This is a genomic window from Pseudomonas mandelii, from assembly GCF_900106065.1.
Taxonomy (GTDB): domain Bacteria; phylum Pseudomonadota; class Gammaproteobacteria; order Pseudomonadales; family Pseudomonadaceae; genus Aquipseudomonas; species Aquipseudomonas mandelii.
On the sequence record NZ_LT629796.1, the window covers coordinates 5498630 to 5517225 of the forward strand.

Genomic DNA, 18596 nt, shown 5'->3' on the forward strand with positions numbered 1-18596 from the left:
GGCCCGCTTCCACATTTTTGGTGTGCGTTATTTCTGGAGCGCGGTGTTCAGGGGCAGGCGCGCCATGTTTTTTGCCTTCAACGAACCCAGGTACAACCAGTCCCCATACTCGCGTACTGTCGTGATCGGCGAGTAATTACCGGTGCTCGCATCCTGCAGGTTGGCAATCACCTTGCCGTCCAGGTCCAGACCCAGCGCAAAGGCGCGCTTTTCCACGGGTTTGGGCAGTACCGTCAATGCCCGAACAATCATTTTGCGCACGAACGGGTGCTGCGCCGTGGCGTCGAGCAGCGCATTACGCGGTGCGTAGAGCGCCACCCAGAAACGGTCGCGGCCATTGAACGCGAGGTTGTCCGGCAGCCCCGGCAGATTGTCGATAAATACATCGTGAGTTCCGGCATTCGGCCCGCTCAACCAGAAGCGGATGATGCGGTAAGCGCCGGTTTCGTTGACCAGCACAAAGCTGTCGTCCGGGCCCAGTGTCACGCCGTTGGCAAACTCCAGCGTGTCCAGCAACACCGTGGTCTTGCCGGTCTGGAAGTCGTAACGCAACAAACGGCCGTCGCCCCCGTGCTCGATGATTGCCTCGCCATCCTTGCCGTAGCCCCAGCGGCTTGAAGCGTCGCTGAAATAGGCGTAGTGCCCGGATTTATCGATGGCCACGTCATCGGTAAACCCGAAAGGCACGCCGCCGGCCGAGGTGGTCAGCGGGATCAACCGGCCCTGGGCATCCAGGGACAGCAAACCCTTCACGCCGTCAGCGATGACCAGCAACCCGTTAGGGTGCCGCGCCAGGCCCAGAGGCCGGCCGCCGGTATCGGCCAGCACTTTGGTGTCCTTGCCGTCGAGGCTGGTGCGGATCAGCCGGCCGTCGTGCAGCCCGGTGATGAGCACGTTATCTTCCAGCAGCAGCGCCTCGGGCCCTTCGATGTCCGCCGGGCCGACACGCTCCACCCCTTTGAGCCGCTGATTGTCGGCATACACCCCGCTGGTCAGGGAAGGCGCCGGCGGCGGTGTCCAGGCCACCGGCCGAACCTTGGTCGGGAACAACAATAGAAAAGCCCCCAGGACAATGATCAGCAGCGACAACAGATGGCGAAACCTGAAGGCGCTTCTCACACGCTGACTCCTGCCGGATTCAGGTTTTTCTGCGCCATGTCACGCAACGCCAGCATCGATGCTGCGGACTCACGCTCGATACGTCGCTTGAGCAGCAATCGATTAGTGATGCGCATCGCCAGGCCCGAGAATTGATACTCCAGGGTCCGTACAAAACGTGTGCCTTGGCCCTGCGCCTCACATTCGTAGGTCACGACCAGCGACAACCCGTGATCACCGCGCGCCCAGGCACTCCAGCGGCGTCCTGGCAGGTATTCGTTGACTTCCCAACTCAAGTGCCCCGCGCGCCCGCCGGCACTGATGTCCTCCTCGAACCGCAGGCCGGCATGCAGCGGCCCACCCTGGCCCTCGACCTTCAGGGACGAAGGATGCCACTCCGGCCAACGGGTGACGGTGCTGGCATAGGCGAGCACGTCAATCGGAGTTCCAGCGATAGCGATCTGGTGCTGCATGCGGGTCATGGTCGTACTCGTGAGGGGGGCAGGCACCGGCTCCCAGTACAGGGTGCCGAACAGGTAGTCCATCAGCGGAAAAACGATATTGAAATTGCGTTCCTGCATCAGCTCGCGGCGGTGATGCAGTTCATGCAGGCGGCGCATCTGGCGGATCCACGGCAGGCGCGTGACCGGGTTGTCCGGCGGTAAATGCTCGCAGGCATGGAACACCTCGTACATCAGGTACCCGAGGACCAGACAGCCACCAAACAATCCGGCGACGTTGGCATTGACCTGCTTGAACAGCCACCAGGCGGGCAGGGTGAAGACCACGGTGTGGATCACGATCAGCCAGGCTGGAAACAGAATCACCCGCCAGTCCCGGGCATTATCGTAGGTCATGTGGCCGGGGGCGAAAAAACTGTGATGGTCGCCGGCATGGCGGGCGTAGAACATCCGCGCGAAGCTCTTTTTGTGATGCCCCAAGTGCCGATGCACCAGGTACACGCCGAAGTTGAAGAACAACAGCGTCAACGGCACTGTCAGCCATTCCAGCGGCCGGACCTGATGCACAGTGCTCCAGAACCCTCCGATGGCCAGCACGCCGAACAGCAGCACAAAGACCCCGTGCAGCCAAGGGTTGTAGCGCGGATGGATGTCAGCGCGATAGCGATCGCGGAATGCCTGGGTGGTTTGCCTCACTGCGTTCACCTCTGCTTATTGTTATCACCAGCAGATTAGCTGATCTGCCCGCGCAAGCTTGAGCAAACCTGGATGACACAAGCGCCATGATCCGGTGTATTCAGGTCAGCGGATTCCAGCGCTGGGACCAGTCGTCGTCGATCTTGATCACTTCACGCAGTAAATCGAAGGCCCGTTGCAGGGTCGCCGAGTCGCGATCCCGCGAGTAAACCAGGTAGGTCGGGTAACTGAATTCCGGGGCTTTGGGCACGGGCTCCAGCACGCCGCTTTCGAGGTAGCTCTGCACCACGCGTGTACGGAAGTAGCCGCTGCCGCCGTTTTCCAGAATGTATTGCAAGGCCAGGGGGCCGAGGTTAAAGCTCAGGGCGGCCTTGGCTTTTTCCGGCAGGGCGGCATCGTGCTGGCGGCGGAAGTCCGGACCCCAGTCGATATACACATAAGGATCGGGCTGCCCGGCGAGGCGTACCAGGATGAGTTTTTCTTCGAGGATCTGCTCGACTTGCAGGCGCGGCCAATATTCGGGCTGATAAACCAGCGCCGCGTCCAGCACCCCCAGTTCCAGTTGGCGCAGCAGGGTCTCGCCGTCGCGGATTTCCATGCGCAAGGCGTGACTGGGAATCTTCTCGCGCAGTTCGCCGGCCCAACTGAGCATCAGCGGATTGCACAGACTGACCTCGCCGCCAATGTGCAGCACATCGCGGTAACCGTCGGGCAACGGCAAGTCCCGCCGCGCGGCTTCCCAGGTCTCGACCAGTTGATTGGCGTACACCACAAAGGCCTCGCCATTGGGGGTCAGCCGCGCGCCGGCACGGTTGCGCACGAATAACGTGCTGCCGAGCTGGCTCTCGAGTTTTTGCACGCGCGCCGTGATTGCGGTCTGGGTGACGTGAAGTTTTTCCGCCGCGGCAGCCAGGCTGCCGTGGCGAACAATTTCCAGAAAGGTGCGAGCGAGATCAATGTCCATGGGGCGGCCGGTGCGGGAGGTGCCGGCATTGTAAACGTATCTGCGGGGGCCGGCTTATGTAGCAGCGGCCAACGGCTGCGTCCGGCTGCGCTGGCGTGCCCACTGCGCCACCAGCCGCACCGGTGTGCCGCACGCCTTGCGCTTGAACACAAAATGTCGGCACTTCTCGGCGAACTGTTTGCGGTCGTGCACCATGTCCAGTTCCATCGCCGCCAGCTCGGCGTTTCTGCAGTGCTGCATGAGTTGCGTATCGAGCCGGCTCTTGCGCTCGCGCACAGCGGCATACGCCGGATCGGTCAGCGCATTGCCCGCCCGTTGCAACAACCACCGGCCGAACGCGTCCGGACAGCGTGGGCCGATTTCCTGAACCATGCCCAGTTGCATGGCATGCGTCGCGCTGACCGGCAGGCACTCCTCGCAAAGTTTTTCCGCCATCCGCGGACCGACGGCGCGGGGCAGGCTGTAGGTCCAGTATTCAGAGCCGTACAGCCCCATGGTTTTGTAGTGCGGGTTGAGGACGATATCCGCGCGGGCGAAGACAATATCTGCGGCCAGCGCCAGCATCACGCCGCCGGCCCCGGCACTGCCCGTCAGGCCGCTGACCACCAGTTGCCGGGCGCTGAGCATTTCTTCGCAGACGTCGTCGATCGCCTGGATATTGGCCCAGGCCTCCAGCCCCGGCGCCTCGGCAGCCTGGATCACGTTGAGGTGCACGCCATTGGAGAAACTGCCGCGCCCACCCTTGATCAGCAGCACCTGGGTATCTCGGGTCTTGGCCCAGCGCAGAGCGGTGACCAGTCGCTGGCATTGCTCGGTGCTCATGGCGCCGTTATAAAACTCGAAGGTGAGCTCGCCGACAGTCCCCGATTCACGGTAGCGGATCGGTTGATAGGTTTCGGTGTCAGGGGACGAGGCGATCGATCCGTGGAGGATGGGCACGTTATTCAGCTGAGCAGCGAGTACATGCCGGGCTGGACGTTTGAAGGTTTCTTCGCCCGGCCGGGGTTTGCGTCGCATCGAACCGATCCACACACTGTGATCGCCGGTGGCGACCAGTACCGCGTCGTCGCGCACCGCCAGAATGTCTCCAGGTGTGCCGCTGCGTGAGTCCAGATGGGCGTCGTACACGTAATACTGACCACCTGCCAGGCTCGCCAATACGCCAGGTTGCCCGTCCGCTGCGTCGATGCAGCGTTTGATGAATCGCGAGCAGTCATGCCAACCGAAGGTCCGATCAGCCTGGTTCATGTTCGGCTGCAAGTGGCCCATCACCCGGGGATGATGTTCGACCGGTACGGGCTCATAACCGTCGATGAATTTGTCCACGACATCACGAATGCAGCGGATCGCCGCATCGCTGACCGGGCCGTTATACAGCTCGGATTTGCGCAGGCCTTGGGGGAGGTTGAATTCGCACGTAGACCAGACCGGCCCGGCATCCATGTCTTCCACGGCTTGAAGCGCGGTGACACCCCAGCGGGTCAGCTCACGGGTAATGGCCCAATCCAGTGCGCTGGCGCCCCGGTCACCGACAATGCCCGGATGGATAATCACCACCGGGCGATCACGGTTGCTCCACAGGAGTTGCGGCACCCGGTCCTTGAGGAAGGGGCAAATCACCAGGTCGGCCCCCGACTGCTCAATCTGCTCGCAGACAGCTTCTTCGTCGGTGAACAGCACTACGCTGGGGCTATGTCCCAACTCGCGCAATTCGAGCCAGGCCCTTTGGCTCAGACCATTGAATGCCGATGACAACAGGATAATGTTGAGTGAACGCATGTTTGACTCTTCCTTGAGAATGGCCGGCCATCAGCCTCGAATAAGCCTTCATTGGCTTTCGATGCAAGTTAGGGTGCGGGAATGACAGGCGCTGGACCTTGATGTGGGTCAAACCATTCCGACTTGCCTGTCAGTTGAAAGAATAGGGCCGACGTCCTTGTGCTGGCACCTGTAAGAACTAACAGTTTTTTAGACGAGTTTGCGATGTCGGCGGTCGCTAAAGAAGGGGGGGGGGCGAGTGCGGCTACAGCCTGGGAGTCATGCCTGAGGCAGACCCCCAGTGGGTGTGGGGGAATCATTGTTCAAAACGCAAAACACGAACAGCCAAACGCGCCCCAGAACCCCTGAAAGTCGCTGACCGGCGCTGACGACAATCGCGCCCGCTCGTGGCTGTGCGCATGCACCGCGCACGCGCCGATGCATTGATGCACCTGCGCCGTCAGTGGCGCCACGGGTTTCCAGTGGCCCGGCACCTTGGCGACGGGCGACCACTCGGGCACCACAGGAATCGGCGGCGGCCCGAGTTTTTCAAACTCGACGCTGCCGTAGACGATCTTGCCGTCGACAATGGTCAGCACCGACTCGATCCATTTGATCGCTTCATCGTCGATGTGGAAATAGTCCGCCGACAGTGCAATCAGATCCGCCAGTTGCCCGACCTTGATCTGGCCTTTCTTGCCTTGTTCGGACGAAAACCAGGCGCTGCCGTGGGTGAAGAGTTCCAGCGCCGTATCGCGGCTCAAGCCTTGCGGGTACAGTTCCAGTCCGCCAACGGTGCGGCCGCTGACCAGCCAATACATCGATGTCCAGGGGTTGTAGCTGGACACCCGCGTGGCATCGGTGCCGGCCCCCACCGGAATACCTTCTGCGAGCATGCGCGCAATCGGCGGCGTGTGTTCGGCGGCTTTGGCGCCATAGCGGTCGACGAAATATTCGCCCTGGAAAGCCATGCGATCCTGAATGGCGATGCCCCCGCCCAAGGCTTTGACCCGCTCGATGTTCCGCGGGGTGATGGTTTCCGCATGATCGAAAAACCACGGTAAACCGTCGAACGGGATGTCGCGATTGACCTTCTCGAACACGTCGAGCATGCGGCTGATGGATTCGTTGTAGGTGGCATGCAGGCGGAACGGCCAGCGCTGTTCCACCAGATGCCGCACCACTGGTTCCAACTCCTGTTCCATGGTTTGCGGCAAGTCCGGGCGTGGTTCGAGGAAGTCTTCGAAGTCGGCCGCCGAAAACACCAGCATTTCCCCGGCACCGTTGTGCCGCAGGAAATCGTCGCCCTGGCCGTAATGGGAGGTGCTGGTCCAGTTTTTGAAGTCGGTCAGCTCTTCCTTGGGTTTCTGTGTGAACAGGTTGTAGGCGATGCGCACGGTGAGTTGCTGGTCTTTGGCCAGCTGCTGAATGACTTGATAGTCGTCCGGGTAATTCTGATAACCGCCGCCGGCATCGATGGCGCTGGTCACGCCGAGGCGATTGAGTTCGCGCATGAACTGGCGGGTCGAGTTGACCTGATAGTCCAGCGGCAACTTCGGCCCCTTGGCCAGGGTCGAGTAGAGAATCATCGCGTTCGGGCGGGCGATCAGCATGCCGGTGGGATCACCATTAGCGTCCCGCTGGATTTCGCCGCCCGGCGGGTTCGGCGTGTCGCGGGTATAACCGACCACTTTCAGCGCCGCGCGGTTGAGCAGGGCGCGGTCGTAAAGGTGCAGCACGAACACCGGGGTGTCCGGTGCGGCTTTGTTCAGTTCATCAATCGTCGGCAGGCGCTTCTCGGCAAACTGGAATTCGTTCCAGCCACCGACCACCCGCACCCATTGCGGTGTGGGCGTTCGGTCGGCCTGGTCCTTGAGCAGGCGCAGGGCATCGACCAGCGATGGCACGCCTTCCCAGCGCAGCTCGAGGTTGTAGTTCAAACCACCGCGGATCAGGTGCAGGTGCGAGTCGTTGAGGCCGGGAATCACCGTGCGTCCGTGCAAGTCGACGATCTGGGTGCCGGGGCCTTGCAGGGCCATGGCCTGGGCGTCGCTGCCGACTACCACGAAGCGTCCGTCCTTGATCGCGACGGCGCTGGCCTGGGGTTTCTTGCGGTCGACGGTGTGCAGGCGTCCGTTGTACAGAATGAGGTCGGCCGGGGTGTCGGGCATGGTTTTACTCCCTGCGATGAGCGGGCTGATCCAGGCACCAACGGCGCCTGCCGAAAGGCCTTGCAGTACACGTCGGCGGTTCAGACCTTCGTGGTTGTCAGGTGGACTCATGGCAGTGCGCTCCGTCAATTCATCGAGGGGCAAACAGCCGATGTCTGACGCATGCGGCCACAAGGAATATAGACGGCAAATTCACCGGTAGCCGATTTGCGGGGGCGGAAATCGACGAATCCCGCCACAAGGGGCGGGATTCGTGTGCAGCCAGAGAGGTTCCCGAAGACGGGAACCGCCGTCTTAGCTTGGGAACAGCTCGGACAGTTTCATGGCCATCATCATGTCGCCTTCAGCGCGCAGTTTGCCGCCCATGAACGCTTGCATGCCGTCGGTCGAACCGTCGACGATGCCTTGCAGGGTTTCGCCGTCCATCACCAGAGTGACCTGGGCGTCAGGATTTTCGCCTTCCTGCAGCTCGCAAGTGCCATCTTTGACGACCAGCGAGAAGTTCTTGGTGTCGTCGATGCGGAAACCGAATACCAGGTCCAGACCGGCAGCGGCGGCTGGGTTGAACTTGGCTTTCATTGCTTGTACGGCATCAGCTACGGAGGTCATGGTTCGATCCTTTCTTGGGTAATTAGAGCTGGGTGATTACAGCCAGGGTCACAATAGTCCGGACTCAGCGAAACGTGATGAGTTCCGGTGCCTTCAACAGCTGCAAGTGCGCATGACTGTTGAAAGAAGACAATGCCACCTCGCGACCGCGAAACTTCAGCAGGTTTAGCGAGGTGTTGACGATTTGCCAGTTCAGTTCAAATGCCTGCCTTGCGGGCATCTGAGTAATGAGGTGGAGCAGGGCAGTGATGGTGCCACCGGAGGTGAACACGGCGATTTTCTGGGTGTTGTCGGCGCTTTCGAGGAGGCGGTGCAGACCGGCCTGTACGCGTTCGACAAACCCAAGCCAGCTTTCAAGCCCCGGCGTGTCATAGGTGCCGGCGAGCCAGCGTTCGATGATCAGGGCGAAGATGCGCTGGAACTCGGCGCGGTTTTGCGCGGCATTGCGCAGGATGTCCAGGGCTTCGGGTTCATCCTCCAGCATGGCCGGCAGCAGCGCGCGGATCACCGCGTCGGCGTCGAATTCGTTGAAGGCAGAATCGATTTCCAGGGTCGGCACCGGCAGGCCCACGGCAGCGAACTGTTCCAGCGCGCTGGTGGCCGTATGCTGTTGGCGGCGCAAGTCGCCCGACAGGCAGCGGTCAAAGCTGACACCCAGCTCGGCGAGGTGCTGGCCGAGGATTTCTGCCTGGCGAACACCGGTCGGCGACAGGACGTCATAGTCGTCTGCACCAAAGGAGGCCTGGCCATGTCGAATCAGATAGATGCTGCCCACGTCCGCGTCATCCCGGTACGTTGAAGGTTTGGCGAGGTTATGAGGATGACAGTGAGCTGTCAATGAAAAAACATACGCTTGTTTGAAATGCCCGTTACAGGCCTGTTGCCAGAGGTTTCACGGCTGGCCGCCGAGGCGGAGCATGGGTATGCTGGCGTTGTCCCGCGCGTGTTTTAAGCCGCGCATCGTTTTGAAGGAGTCACTGTGGAGTTTTTGTCCGAGTACGCCAGTTTCCTGGCCAAGACCGTGACACTGGTGATCGCCATTCTGGTGGTCCTGGCCAGTTTCGCGGCGCTGCGCAGCAAAGGTCGGCGCAAATCGGCCGGCCAGTTGCAAGTCAGCAAACTGAATGATTTCTACAAAGAGCTGCGCGAACGCCTGGAGCAAACCTTGCTCGACAAGGACCAGCTCAAGGCCTTGCGCAAGTCCCAGGCTAAAACCGATAAAAAACAAAAGAAGAAACCCGAGGCCAAGCCGCGGGTATTCGTGCTGGATTTCGACGGCGACATCAAGGCGTCGGCCACTGAAAGTCTGCGCCACGAGATCACGGCACTGTTGACGTTGGCGACGCCCAAAGACGAAGTGGTACTGCGTCTGGAAAGCGGCGGCGGCATGGTTCACAGCTACGGCCTGGCGTCCTCGCAACTGGCGCGCATCCGCGATGCTGGCGTGCCGTTGACCATCTGCATCGACAAGGTCGCGGCCAGTGGCGGCTACATGATGGCGTGTATCGGCGAGAAGATCATCAGCGCCCCGTTTGCGATTCTGGGTTCGATCGGCGTCGTGGCGCAGTTGCCTAACGTCAATCGCTTGCTGAAAAAGCACGACATCGACTTCGAAGTCCTGACCGCTGGCGAATACAAGCGCACTTTGACTGTGTTTGGCGAAAACACAGAGAAAGGCCGCGAGAAGTTTCAGGAAGACCTGGACATCACCCACCAGCTGTTCAAGAACTTCGTCTCGCGTTATCGCCCGCAACTGGCCATTGACGAAGTGGCCACCGGTGAAATCTGGCTCGGCATCGCCGCGCTGGACAAGCAACTGGTGGACGAACTCAAGACCAGCGATGAATACCTCGCTGAACGAGCGAAGAAGTCGGAGCTGTACCATTTGCATTACGCCGAACGCAAAAGCCTGCAAGAGCGTATCGGGATGGCGGCCAGTGGGTCGGTGGATCGCGTATTGCTGAGCTGGTGGAGCCGGTTGACCCAGCAACGCTTTTGGTAACACTTTAAATTAACGGTCGCTTGCACTGCCTTGCAGTGAAAGCGACCGTTTTTTTGTGGCGGTATATAGATAGCGCTTTTTAAAAAAGTGGCTCGATAGGCTAGCGATCCTAGCCAGTTTCGAGTGATCACAATGTCTTCTCCGCCCACAAACTCAAACACGCCTGTGTTGACGCCAGATCAACAGGGTGTCTTTTTTGATCTGATTAAAAGTAATGCTCCTGCCTGGTTGTTGACTGCCTCAAGTCAACGGCGAAGTGAACTTTATGAAAGCCTGACCGCCAGCCATCGTTCAAGAGGTGAACTTGCCGACCTCCTGAAAGGCTTCAAATCGCCTGAAACCGTCTGTCGCCCCTTACTGGCTCAAGCCATGTCGAACAAGCTGGGTACGCCACTGGATACGCAGGGCGTCATTTTTCAGCACGTGCGATCAACGTCCAGCCTGCTGGGACTTCGCAAGAAACTGGTGCTGCCGATTGATCGGGATCTGCTGTTGGCCGCCTGTGAAAATTTTGAACTCAGCGAAACACTGGCCGGAAACTATAGCGATACATCGTTAATTTATATCCCGCAAACCATCACCGGCACAGTCAATAAAGTCTTATCGATAGAGCCGCATGAGTTCGCCGCGTTGTGCCGCAAACTTGATCTTGGAAAACAATACCAGGCGCATGTCAAATCACTGTTTGAGCCAGCGTCAGGTATCAAACACTTATCTAACAAGTATGTTGCGCACGCCAAGAACAGCTTTGAAGTACAGCGGCATGTCGCGCTGATGAAAAAAGCCATCAGTGTCGAAATGCACCAGGCATTGAAGTCAGTCAAGGAACAGCGCCCCGTCAAACTTGGCAACCACACGCTGGGTTACCAGGCGTTGGAAATGTTTGATGTCACGGTCAATGGCGCGATGTTTATCGGGCCGGTCGAGGAGCATGACGATGACGATTACCGCTGCGTGGTCTACCTGCCGGATGACCCGCTGCACCCGTTGAAGGAATACGCGTCCTTCACGGATTTCGAGGTGGAATTGAGTAAGCGTCTGAGAACCTCCGCGTTCCAAAAATTCTTCATGCGCTACATCAAGCTGGGTGAACGGTCCGCGTTTCTGCAAGCCCTTGAAAAACGCTTGTCCGTCCCCGTTTCCTCGCCGCTTCCCGCGACCAGTGTCTACGTGTCGCTGTTGGGTGTGGACATACAAGGCGACATGTTCGAGGAAATTTTTCGTCAGTATGCGAATCAGGTCATCGCCGATGCCAGGCTTCTGGTGGTGCCCACGGACGACGAAGACGAAAAATCCCGACTGGACAGGCTGGAGACCTACAAGGCCATCAGCCTTAATGTCCTGTTGTTCGGTGCATCGTTTGTGCCGTTTGTTGGCCACATCCTCTTGGCTGTGACGGTGATGCAGTTGCTGTCGGAGGTGTATGAAAGCGTGGCCAGTTGGTCCAGGGGCGAGCAGGAGCAAGCCACGGATTATCTGTTCGATACCATCGAAAACCTGATCCTGATGGCCGCGTTTGCCGCCGGTTCGGCGGCTGTTGGTACCGCGTTTAAAAACATCAGGACATCCGTCTTCATCGAGCGCCTGAGAAAGGTTCCGGGTGTAGACGCTCGGGGCCGTCTGTGGAATCCCGATCTTACGGTGTATCAACAGAGCCGACGGTTACCCCCGGCACTCGCAGCGGATCCGAGAGGACTGCACTGGATGGACGGTCAGGCGTACCTTCCAATCGATACACATCTGTATGCCGTGCGGCCAAAAACGGCGACGGACCTGTGGGAGGTGATTGCCCCGGTGGGGAGCGGCGGCACCTATTCACCCGAGCTCGAAACCAACGATGTCGGGGCGTGGCGCCATGACTCTGAGCTGCCGCAAGAATGGGATCGGCTTAAATTGTTTCGCCGTTTCGGTTACACCCGCGACAAGGTGCCCGATACCACGGCGACGCACATCCTTGCCGTCTGCGGGATCGAGGACACGGTCTTGCGCCAGGCACACGTCGACCGCAGCCGGCCACCGGCACTGCTGGTCGATACAGTGCAGCGGTTTCGGGCGGATGCTGCGGTCACCGACTTTATCGAGCAGTTGAAAACCCCGTCGTCGGCAGTCTTGGCAGACCCGGATCTGCAATTGCACCTGCTGACGACGTCCCGTCATTGGCCAGACAACTCGGCCATCAAAGTCGTCACTGCCGCAGGCAGGCAAACGGGTTTCTATGGCGCGGCCACGGCGTTACCGGGGAAAACCGTCAGCCTCAATCAGGATGCTTTGCATAAGGGCCAATTACACACCTCGCTGCTGACAGCCATGGACAGCGCCCAACGCCAAAGCCTTCTGGGCTCCACTACCCAGGACGCGAGCGCGCGGGCAAAGGCCCTGACAAAGCTCATTTCCGATCAAGCCGAAAGCAGCAAACTCGCGCTGTTCGAGCGGATTTACAAACGTACTGAAGTACCGGCTGATGCCCGGGTCACGGTGTTGATCGACAAGATCGCCCAGTTGCCCTCGGCGATTGCCGAAGAACTGGTGCGGCATGCCGATGCTGCTGAGTTGAGCAGCCTGGAGGAGGGCAACGTACCCTTGCGTCTGGCGGAGGAAGCCCGTCGTTATTTGCAACGGGTGCAGGTCAGTCGCGCTTACGAAGGGTTGTACCTTAATGCCGTGGGTGGGCTGGCCACCGACCGCCTGGTGCTCAACACCCTTGAGCAACTGCCGGGATGGACGGGTAATACCAGGGTTCAGTTACAGGCTTCGTCAGGTGTGCAAAGCGAGTCGACCAGCATTGGATCGGCGGACGCTGCGCAGAAGCTGCAGATCGACGTCCATCCTGATCGATACAGCGTGTCGATCGACGACATTGCTCCCGCCACCGCATTCGCGGGACGCACGCGCGAACAGTATTTCAAGGCCCTCTGGCATGGACTCTCGACGCCGCTCAAAACAGCACTGGGCGTTAACCTGAGCGACGGCGGGGCAGCGTTGCGAGAGAAAATAACGCAGCTCGCCCTGACACGGCGAACCGCCATCGCGCAACTGATCGATGCACGCCCCCCGCGAGCGGGCTACACCTCCCCCATGCGGCTGGCAGACAGGCACGCGACGTCGTCTTCTCCCGTTATACCGAGACCCGTGCTCATCAAAACCACCCAAGACGTCCTGGTCCGCAGGGCGCTGGAACTGTATCCGATGCATTCCCCGGTTCGCATTCACGCGTTGGTAAATGATCTGGGGCAGAACGTGACGGTCGTCTTGAAGAAGCTGGAAGCGTTGAGGCTGCAATTTCAGACCATCAGGCAGGTACTGAGTCACTGGGTCAGTCGGCAAACCTGGTATTTGCAGCCCGATGGCTCAAGGCAGGAGGTCAGTCGTCTCAGCAAATATCGCATCGCTCAGGCGATCATTCGCTGCTGGCGCAACGAGCCCGAGGCGAGTGAAGCGGGCGCTAACCTACGCTCCACACTCAGCTTTGACGCCCAGCCTCTGGGCGAATTGCCGGTTATCGTCGGGGACTTCAGCCACGTCGAGAGATTGGTGCTGGACGGCGTGGGCGCCAGCGTCGGGCTGAACGCCTTCCTGAGAAACTTCCGCACTCTTCGAAGCTTGTCATTGAGAGGCAATCAACTGACGAGGCTGCCGCTGGCGTTGAGCTCAATGCCCGGGTTGGTTCATCTGGATCTGAGCGACAACCTCATTCAACTGACCTCTGAGTCGGTGACTCAATTGGCCGATATGACCAGCCTGCAATCAGTGAACCTGGCGTTTAACCCAAACCTTGTGAGGGCTCCCGATGTCAGCAAGTTGCAGCACCTGGAACACCTGAACCTGCAAGGCACCGGGATAAAAAACTGGCCTTTGGGCGCCTCCGGTTTGCCTAGGCTGAGTGAGCTGGATTTACGAGACAATCAGATCGAAACCCTGCCTGAGGATGTCTTCAAGGGGCATGCGGTCCCGAACAAAGGCACCAACCTGTATGGCAATCCTCTGTCCGCCGACACGTTGAAAAAGGTCGTGGTGCATCAGCAGAAGACCGGTGTAAGCCTGGGGATCATTGCTTCGGACTACCGTCGCTCAGGCGCTTACTCGCCGACCGAGGCTCACAGTTCCGCGTGGCTGACCGGGCTTGGCTCTACCGAAACCCGGCGCAGGCGCGGGTTGTGGGATTCATTGCGTGCCTATCCGGAATCCAGGAGCTTTTTCACTATGCTTGCGCAACTGTCCGAGACGGCCGATTACAAACGACTGTTCAGCCACTTCAGCCAGCGGGTGTGGAGTGTCGTGGAGGCTGCGACGGAAGATGATGGCTTGCGACGCAGGCTGTTTCGTCTGGCCCGGGTCGGAAGGTTCAGCGCTGATGGCTACTCCGCACTCTTCAGTGAGATGGAAGTGCAGGTGTTGTTTTATCGGGCCATGGCCGCAGCCCTCACCGGGCCTGCTTCGGTGGAGCAGCAACTGATCACCCTGCTCAGGGGGTTGTTCAGGCTGCATGAGGTCGAGGGGTTTGCGCTGGCGGATATCAATGCGCGCACCGGTCCACAGTCCGGAAGCTACGAACAAGCTCTGGAAATCAGTCTGGCGTATCGCGTGGGGCTGGCCGAACGCCTGAGCTTGCCGGCTCAGCCCAGAATGGTGACATCGGCGTTGGATGTCGAGGTGGCGCCGGCGGCGCTGGAACGGGCTTATCAGAAAGTCCTGACCACCGAACGCACCAGCGCGTTGCTGGAATGGATGATCATCCAACGGTTTTGGGTGGAGTATCTGGAGGTGTCAAATCCAGATCGTTTCCTGGCAATCGCCGACCGCTCGGCACGAGATTTTGCCCAGGTGGAGAGGCAGGCTGAACTCACCCGTCCAGTGGCCACCGAACGCCTGAACGCCATTTTCGATAACTTCAAAAATGAACGTCGGGCATTGATCAGGCAGCTCACCGGTGCGGCGCTGATGCGCCATCCTGCGCCGCCAGTCCCGGGGCCCAGCCATTCGGGGGCCGCTCAATGAACGACATCGCTCACGAGTCTGCTGATAGCCCGACACCGTCGGCGGCGCCGAAATGGCGTGATGAATTGAAAGCCGTTATCGATCTCGCCTTGCCACAATCCCCAGGGCAGTTCGGCGAATGCCTGATCAAGCAAAAGTGGGGCGCGGGCATCGACCCGCAGACGGCCTTGCTGGTCACGCTCGATTACCATTACAAGGGTCATCCTGCCGAGAACGGTTTCGAGCAGGGACGAGTGGCAAGTTCCCGGTCGCTGCTGCACGCGCTGCTGTCCAACGACCAGACGGTGGGTGACGGGCGTTTTGCCGAGACGGCGTTCGGCCTGTACACGCCGCCGGACGTGGGACCGACGATTCGGATCGTCGAGCACGTCGACGAATTCGCCGATCACGGCAGCGGCAATCACCAGACCTATGAAGGCATCTACCGGCAGACCACCCCGCAGGTGTATGGGCCGCTGACTCAGCTCAATCTCAGGCCCGCCGATTTCAAGAAATGGGTCTGGGAGCTGGAGCTCAAGGACCTGTACCAAGCGTATCTCGATCAGGCATGGCCAGCCGACGCTGTGCAGATGGCGGCCAGACCGTCCGCATTGAGAACGTCGGTCAAGGCGGCGTTCGTCATGGCGGCCTGGTTGCAGCGACATGAACAACGCCTGACGCAAGAAGGTCTGGCGCTGGCGATGCGGGCGGCAGGTCTGTCCGCCGATCAGTCCTGGCAAACGCTGACCCTTGAGCAGCTGCAAGCACCGACTCGCGTGCCTTCAACCGTCAAGTTCGGCCTTCTGAAACTGTACCGCTACACCGCGACCGATATCTGGGCCTTCCGTGACACCGCCAGTGCCCGTGTGCTGGTGTACATCCCTGGCAATTCTTCCCCGCTGCATGAATTCGCCAATACCGCGCAGTTGCGCCAGTGGGTTGCCACGCAGGGCAAGCTCGACGCGACCAGGCAGGCCTTGGCCCGTCACTTTGCCGAAGACGATCGCGAAGATGGAACGTTTCACGCCGGCGTTCTGACAGCGCTGGATGGCATGGCGATTTATCCGGCTAAACATTGGCTGGGCAACAACGCCGGTTTCTTCAACAACGATGGCTATTGGGACCCGAACGATTACATCGGCTTCGATGATCCGGCGGCGGCGACCGACCCTTTTGCCCGCCTGCTAATGACAATGAAACAGGCCGCACTGGCAGAGCTTCAGGCCATCCGTGACGATGCGCAGGTCAACCGGGATCAGTTGAGCGCCGTCGTCGAACCCGCTGTGCAATGGGTCAACCGGTTTGGTCCGCTCGCCTTGTTTGTCCCAGGAGGCGAGGGGGTGCTGGCATTGGCCGGGCTCATTGACGCCGGGTATGGCCTGAATCAGGTGGTCAATGGAAAAACGCCGGGCCAACGCTCGGAGGGCCGGACACGCACGGTGTTTGGTTTGCTGAATGCGTTGCCGATGCTGGGTGCCGAGTCAGCGCTCAATGGGAGCGCTGCGGAGGTCGATAGCATGGCGGAGCGCGTCCGCGAGCCCAGCGTCGATCCGGCAGAGCCGGGCGCCCGTCCTGCGTCGGAACCGGCCGTTGCGCCGACGCCCTTGAACCCTCGCATCGAATTGATCCGTGGAATCGGCCCCTCGGTGGCCTCCTTCAGCGATGAGGTCCTGGCGCAAATCGCCAAGGTCAGCGCGGTCGACGATGACATGCTGCGGTTGATGCAGACGGGCCGTCCACCGACCCCTTTATTGGCGGATACCATCAGCCGCTTCAAGATCGATCAGGATCTCGGTCTGGAAGCAGACACTGTGCTTTTCAACCAACGCTACGAAGCGCTGCAAAAGTCGGAGCATGAATGGGTCCGGCTATTTCAGCGCGAGTACCCCGACCTGCCGACAATCGCCATCGAGCAGATGCTCGACCGCTATGGCATCGACATCACGTCGTTGCCAGATGCGACCGAGGCCAGGCAGGTATTCGCGCGACTGGACGGCAAAGCCCGGCAATACCAACAGCATGTCCGTCTCGACCGGGTCTATGAAGGCTTTTATCTGCGCTCGGTCGCGAATGCCGAGACGGACACGCTGGCATTGCACTCCCTGAACAATCTGCCCGGCTGGCCGAAAGACCTGCGCATCGAGGTCCTCGACGGTGCGTCCTCTGGCCGGGTGCTTGATCGTTGCGGCCCCCTTGACAGCCCTCACTGCCGAAACATCATCAAGGTGGGAAACCGTTACCTGCGCCAAGGCCGGCAAACGGATGTCTATGACGCGGTCCTCGGCGTGCTGACGGACGAGGAACGCTCGGCGTTGCACCTCACGTCACCAGACCCGGCCAAGGCGTTGCGGCTCAACCTCGGCGATCGGGCATTGTCCCGTGCCGATACCCTGCTCGGCCTGCAAAGGCTGGACACGGGGCTGACCTTTGAACGGCAGGGACTGCGCGGCGGCGGTTACCCGACAACCCCTCAGGGTGACGCCCTGAAGTTGCAAGCGATCAAGTTGCAGTTCAAGGATATTTATCCGGACATCAGCGACGCGAGCATTGATCAGGTGTTGCTGCTGGCAGAGGGCAGGGTGCAGGCGTATATCGACCTGCTGGCTCTGCAACTGCAACAGCTCAATGTCGATTTGACCGAATGGGTCGATCAAGCGGTACAAGACATTGCCGATATGGACGTTCCCTTCGTGGCCATGGGCGATGAGGAGGCGGAGGGGATGAACCCTGCGCAAATCGCCGTGCACAATGCCCACGTCCTGCACACCGCCCTGCAACAGGAGCGCGGGGTCAGGACTGAGCTTGCCGTGGAGCTTGTCGCCATTTGGCAAAAACGCGGGCCGCTGCAAGATCGTGTCTATGTCGACGGGCAACTGCGTGGTGTCAGGCTGGACCTGACCTTCGAGGACTTTCACCGATTACCCACGCTGAATGCCAGGCTCAACGATGTGATCGAATTGTCGATGCATGGTTTTCACCTGACCGAGCACGAGAGTCTGAACGGGTTCCTGGAGGGCTTTCCGAACCTTGAAGTGTTGAATCTGGAAGGCTTCGATTTGCGTCCTTTCTTCGTAGGCGGTGACGCAGGGCGCGCCTTGCCGCCCGTTATCGGGCAGTTGCCGAAACTGGTCTCACTCAATCTGCGAGCCACACAGTTGGCATTCACTGAGCGCGCCGCTTCACAATTGAGTGATCTGACCCACTTGCAAACCCTGGACCTGAGCGACAACCCGTTGGGCGTTCCGCCGGTGGTGCTGGGCATGAACAATTTACGCCAGCTCAACCTGAGGAATACGGCGATCAATCGCTGCCCTGTCGGGGTCAAGGATGAGCCTTATCTGACGATGCTGGACCTGCGCGACAACCGTATTACCCGGGTTCCGCCCGCGATCATCAATCAGGCGGTGGCGGACGACCGCGTATTGCTATGGGGCAATCCGTTGACAGACGAGGACACGCTGCACCGGTTGATCAGTCATCGTGAACAGACTGGCATCAATCTGTGGCTGAGCGCTCCGGGCGCGGATTATGGTACGCCGACGGTGTGGTTGCGCGACTGCGACGAAGCGTTGCAACAGTCCCGGCAAGCCCTTTGGCAGCGATTGGCAGGTAAACCCTCCGGTACGCGGTTTTTAGCCGTCATAGACCGGCTGAGCCTGACGGCCGACTTTCGGGTCAGTTACCTGTCACTTCAGGCGCGAGTCTGGCGATTGTTGCAAGAGGCCGATGCTTCAGAGGACATGTGGGGGCGGATAATTCGCGGGAGCGGGCGCTTCGATCACCCGATGGCAGCATTCCGGGCGCTGGAGGCGCGTGCGGGTTTCTAAGCGAAGGAGGGCGCCTTGAACCCCGGGCGGGGTTCA

General features: G+C 60.0%; 10 protein-coding genes. 3 read left to right on the forward strand and 7 right to left on the reverse strand.

The annotated features are described in order from the left end of the window. Positions 1–27 precede the first annotated feature (27 nt). The 7 genes from BLU63_RS25635 to BLU63_RS25665 form a co-directional block, all read right to left on the reverse strand. A complete protein-coding gene (locus BLU63_RS25635) occupies positions 28–1119 on the reverse strand; it encodes an SMP-30/gluconolactonase/LRE family protein (protein WP_010460951.1) in 1092 nt (363 codons plus the stop codon). After that, positions 1116–2255 (reverse strand): SRPBCC family protein, encoded by a 1140-nt coding sequence (locus BLU63_RS25640; protein ID WP_083376567.1) that lies wholly within the window; start codon positions 2253–2255, stop codon positions 1116–1118. The genes BLU63_RS25635 and BLU63_RS25640 overlap by 4 nt, the downstream gene beginning before the upstream one ends. A 100-nt stretch (positions 2256–2355) precedes the next feature. Next, on the reverse strand, positions 2356–3219 hold the full coding sequence (locus BLU63_RS25645; protein ID WP_010460947.1) for a LysR family transcriptional regulator: 864 nt from the start codon (positions 3217–3219) through the stop codon (positions 2356–2358). 54 nt (positions 3220–3273) lie between these two features. Then, positions 3274–4998, reverse strand: coding sequence for a hydrogenase maturation protein (locus BLU63_RS25650; protein ID WP_077749675.1), 1725 nt, complete (start codon positions 4996–4998; stop codon positions 3274–3276). Positions 4999–5300: 302 nt separating this feature from the next. Further along, positions 5301–7148, reverse strand: coding sequence for an amidohydrolase (locus BLU63_RS25655; protein ID WP_010460943.1), 1848 nt, complete (start codon positions 7146–7148; stop codon positions 5301–5303). A 294-nt stretch (positions 7149–7442) separates the two neighbouring features. Then, on the reverse strand, positions 7443–7757 hold the full coding sequence (locus BLU63_RS25660) for an SCP2 sterol-binding domain-containing protein (protein WP_083376568.1): 315 nt from the start codon (positions 7755–7757) through the stop codon (positions 7443–7445). Between the two features lie 64 nt (positions 7758–7821). Then, positions 7822–8532: a histidine phosphatase family protein gene (locus BLU63_RS25665; protein ID WP_077749673.1), complete on the reverse strand. Its 711-nt coding sequence runs from the start codon at positions 8530–8532 to the stop codon at positions 7822–7824. 204 nt (positions 8533–8736) lie between these two features. Between BLU63_RS25665 and sohB the strand changes: the two genes are divergently transcribed. The 3 genes from sohB to BLU63_RS25680 all read left to right on the forward strand — a co-directional run bounded on the left by sohB (position 8737) and on the right by BLU63_RS25680 (position 18560). Further along, positions 8737–9759 carry a protease SohB gene (gene sohB, locus BLU63_RS25670; protein WP_010460936.1) on the forward strand — a complete coding sequence of 341 codons (1023 nt, stop codon included), beginning with the start codon at positions 8737–8739 and terminating at the stop codon, positions 9757–9759. A gap of 132 nt (positions 9760–9891) precedes the next feature. After that, complete coding sequence (locus tag BLU63_RS25675) at positions 9892–14754, forward strand: NEL-type E3 ubiquitin ligase domain-containing protein (RefSeq protein WP_231990912.1); 4863 nt, start codon at positions 9892–9894, stop codon at positions 14752–14754. Then, entirely contained in the window at positions 14751–18560 is a 3810-nt protein-coding gene (locus BLU63_RS25680) for a dermonecrotic toxin domain-containing protein (RefSeq protein WP_083376570.1), read from the forward strand. The genes BLU63_RS25675 and BLU63_RS25680 overlap by 4 nt, the downstream gene beginning before the upstream one ends. Positions 18561–18596 lie beyond the last annotated feature (36 nt).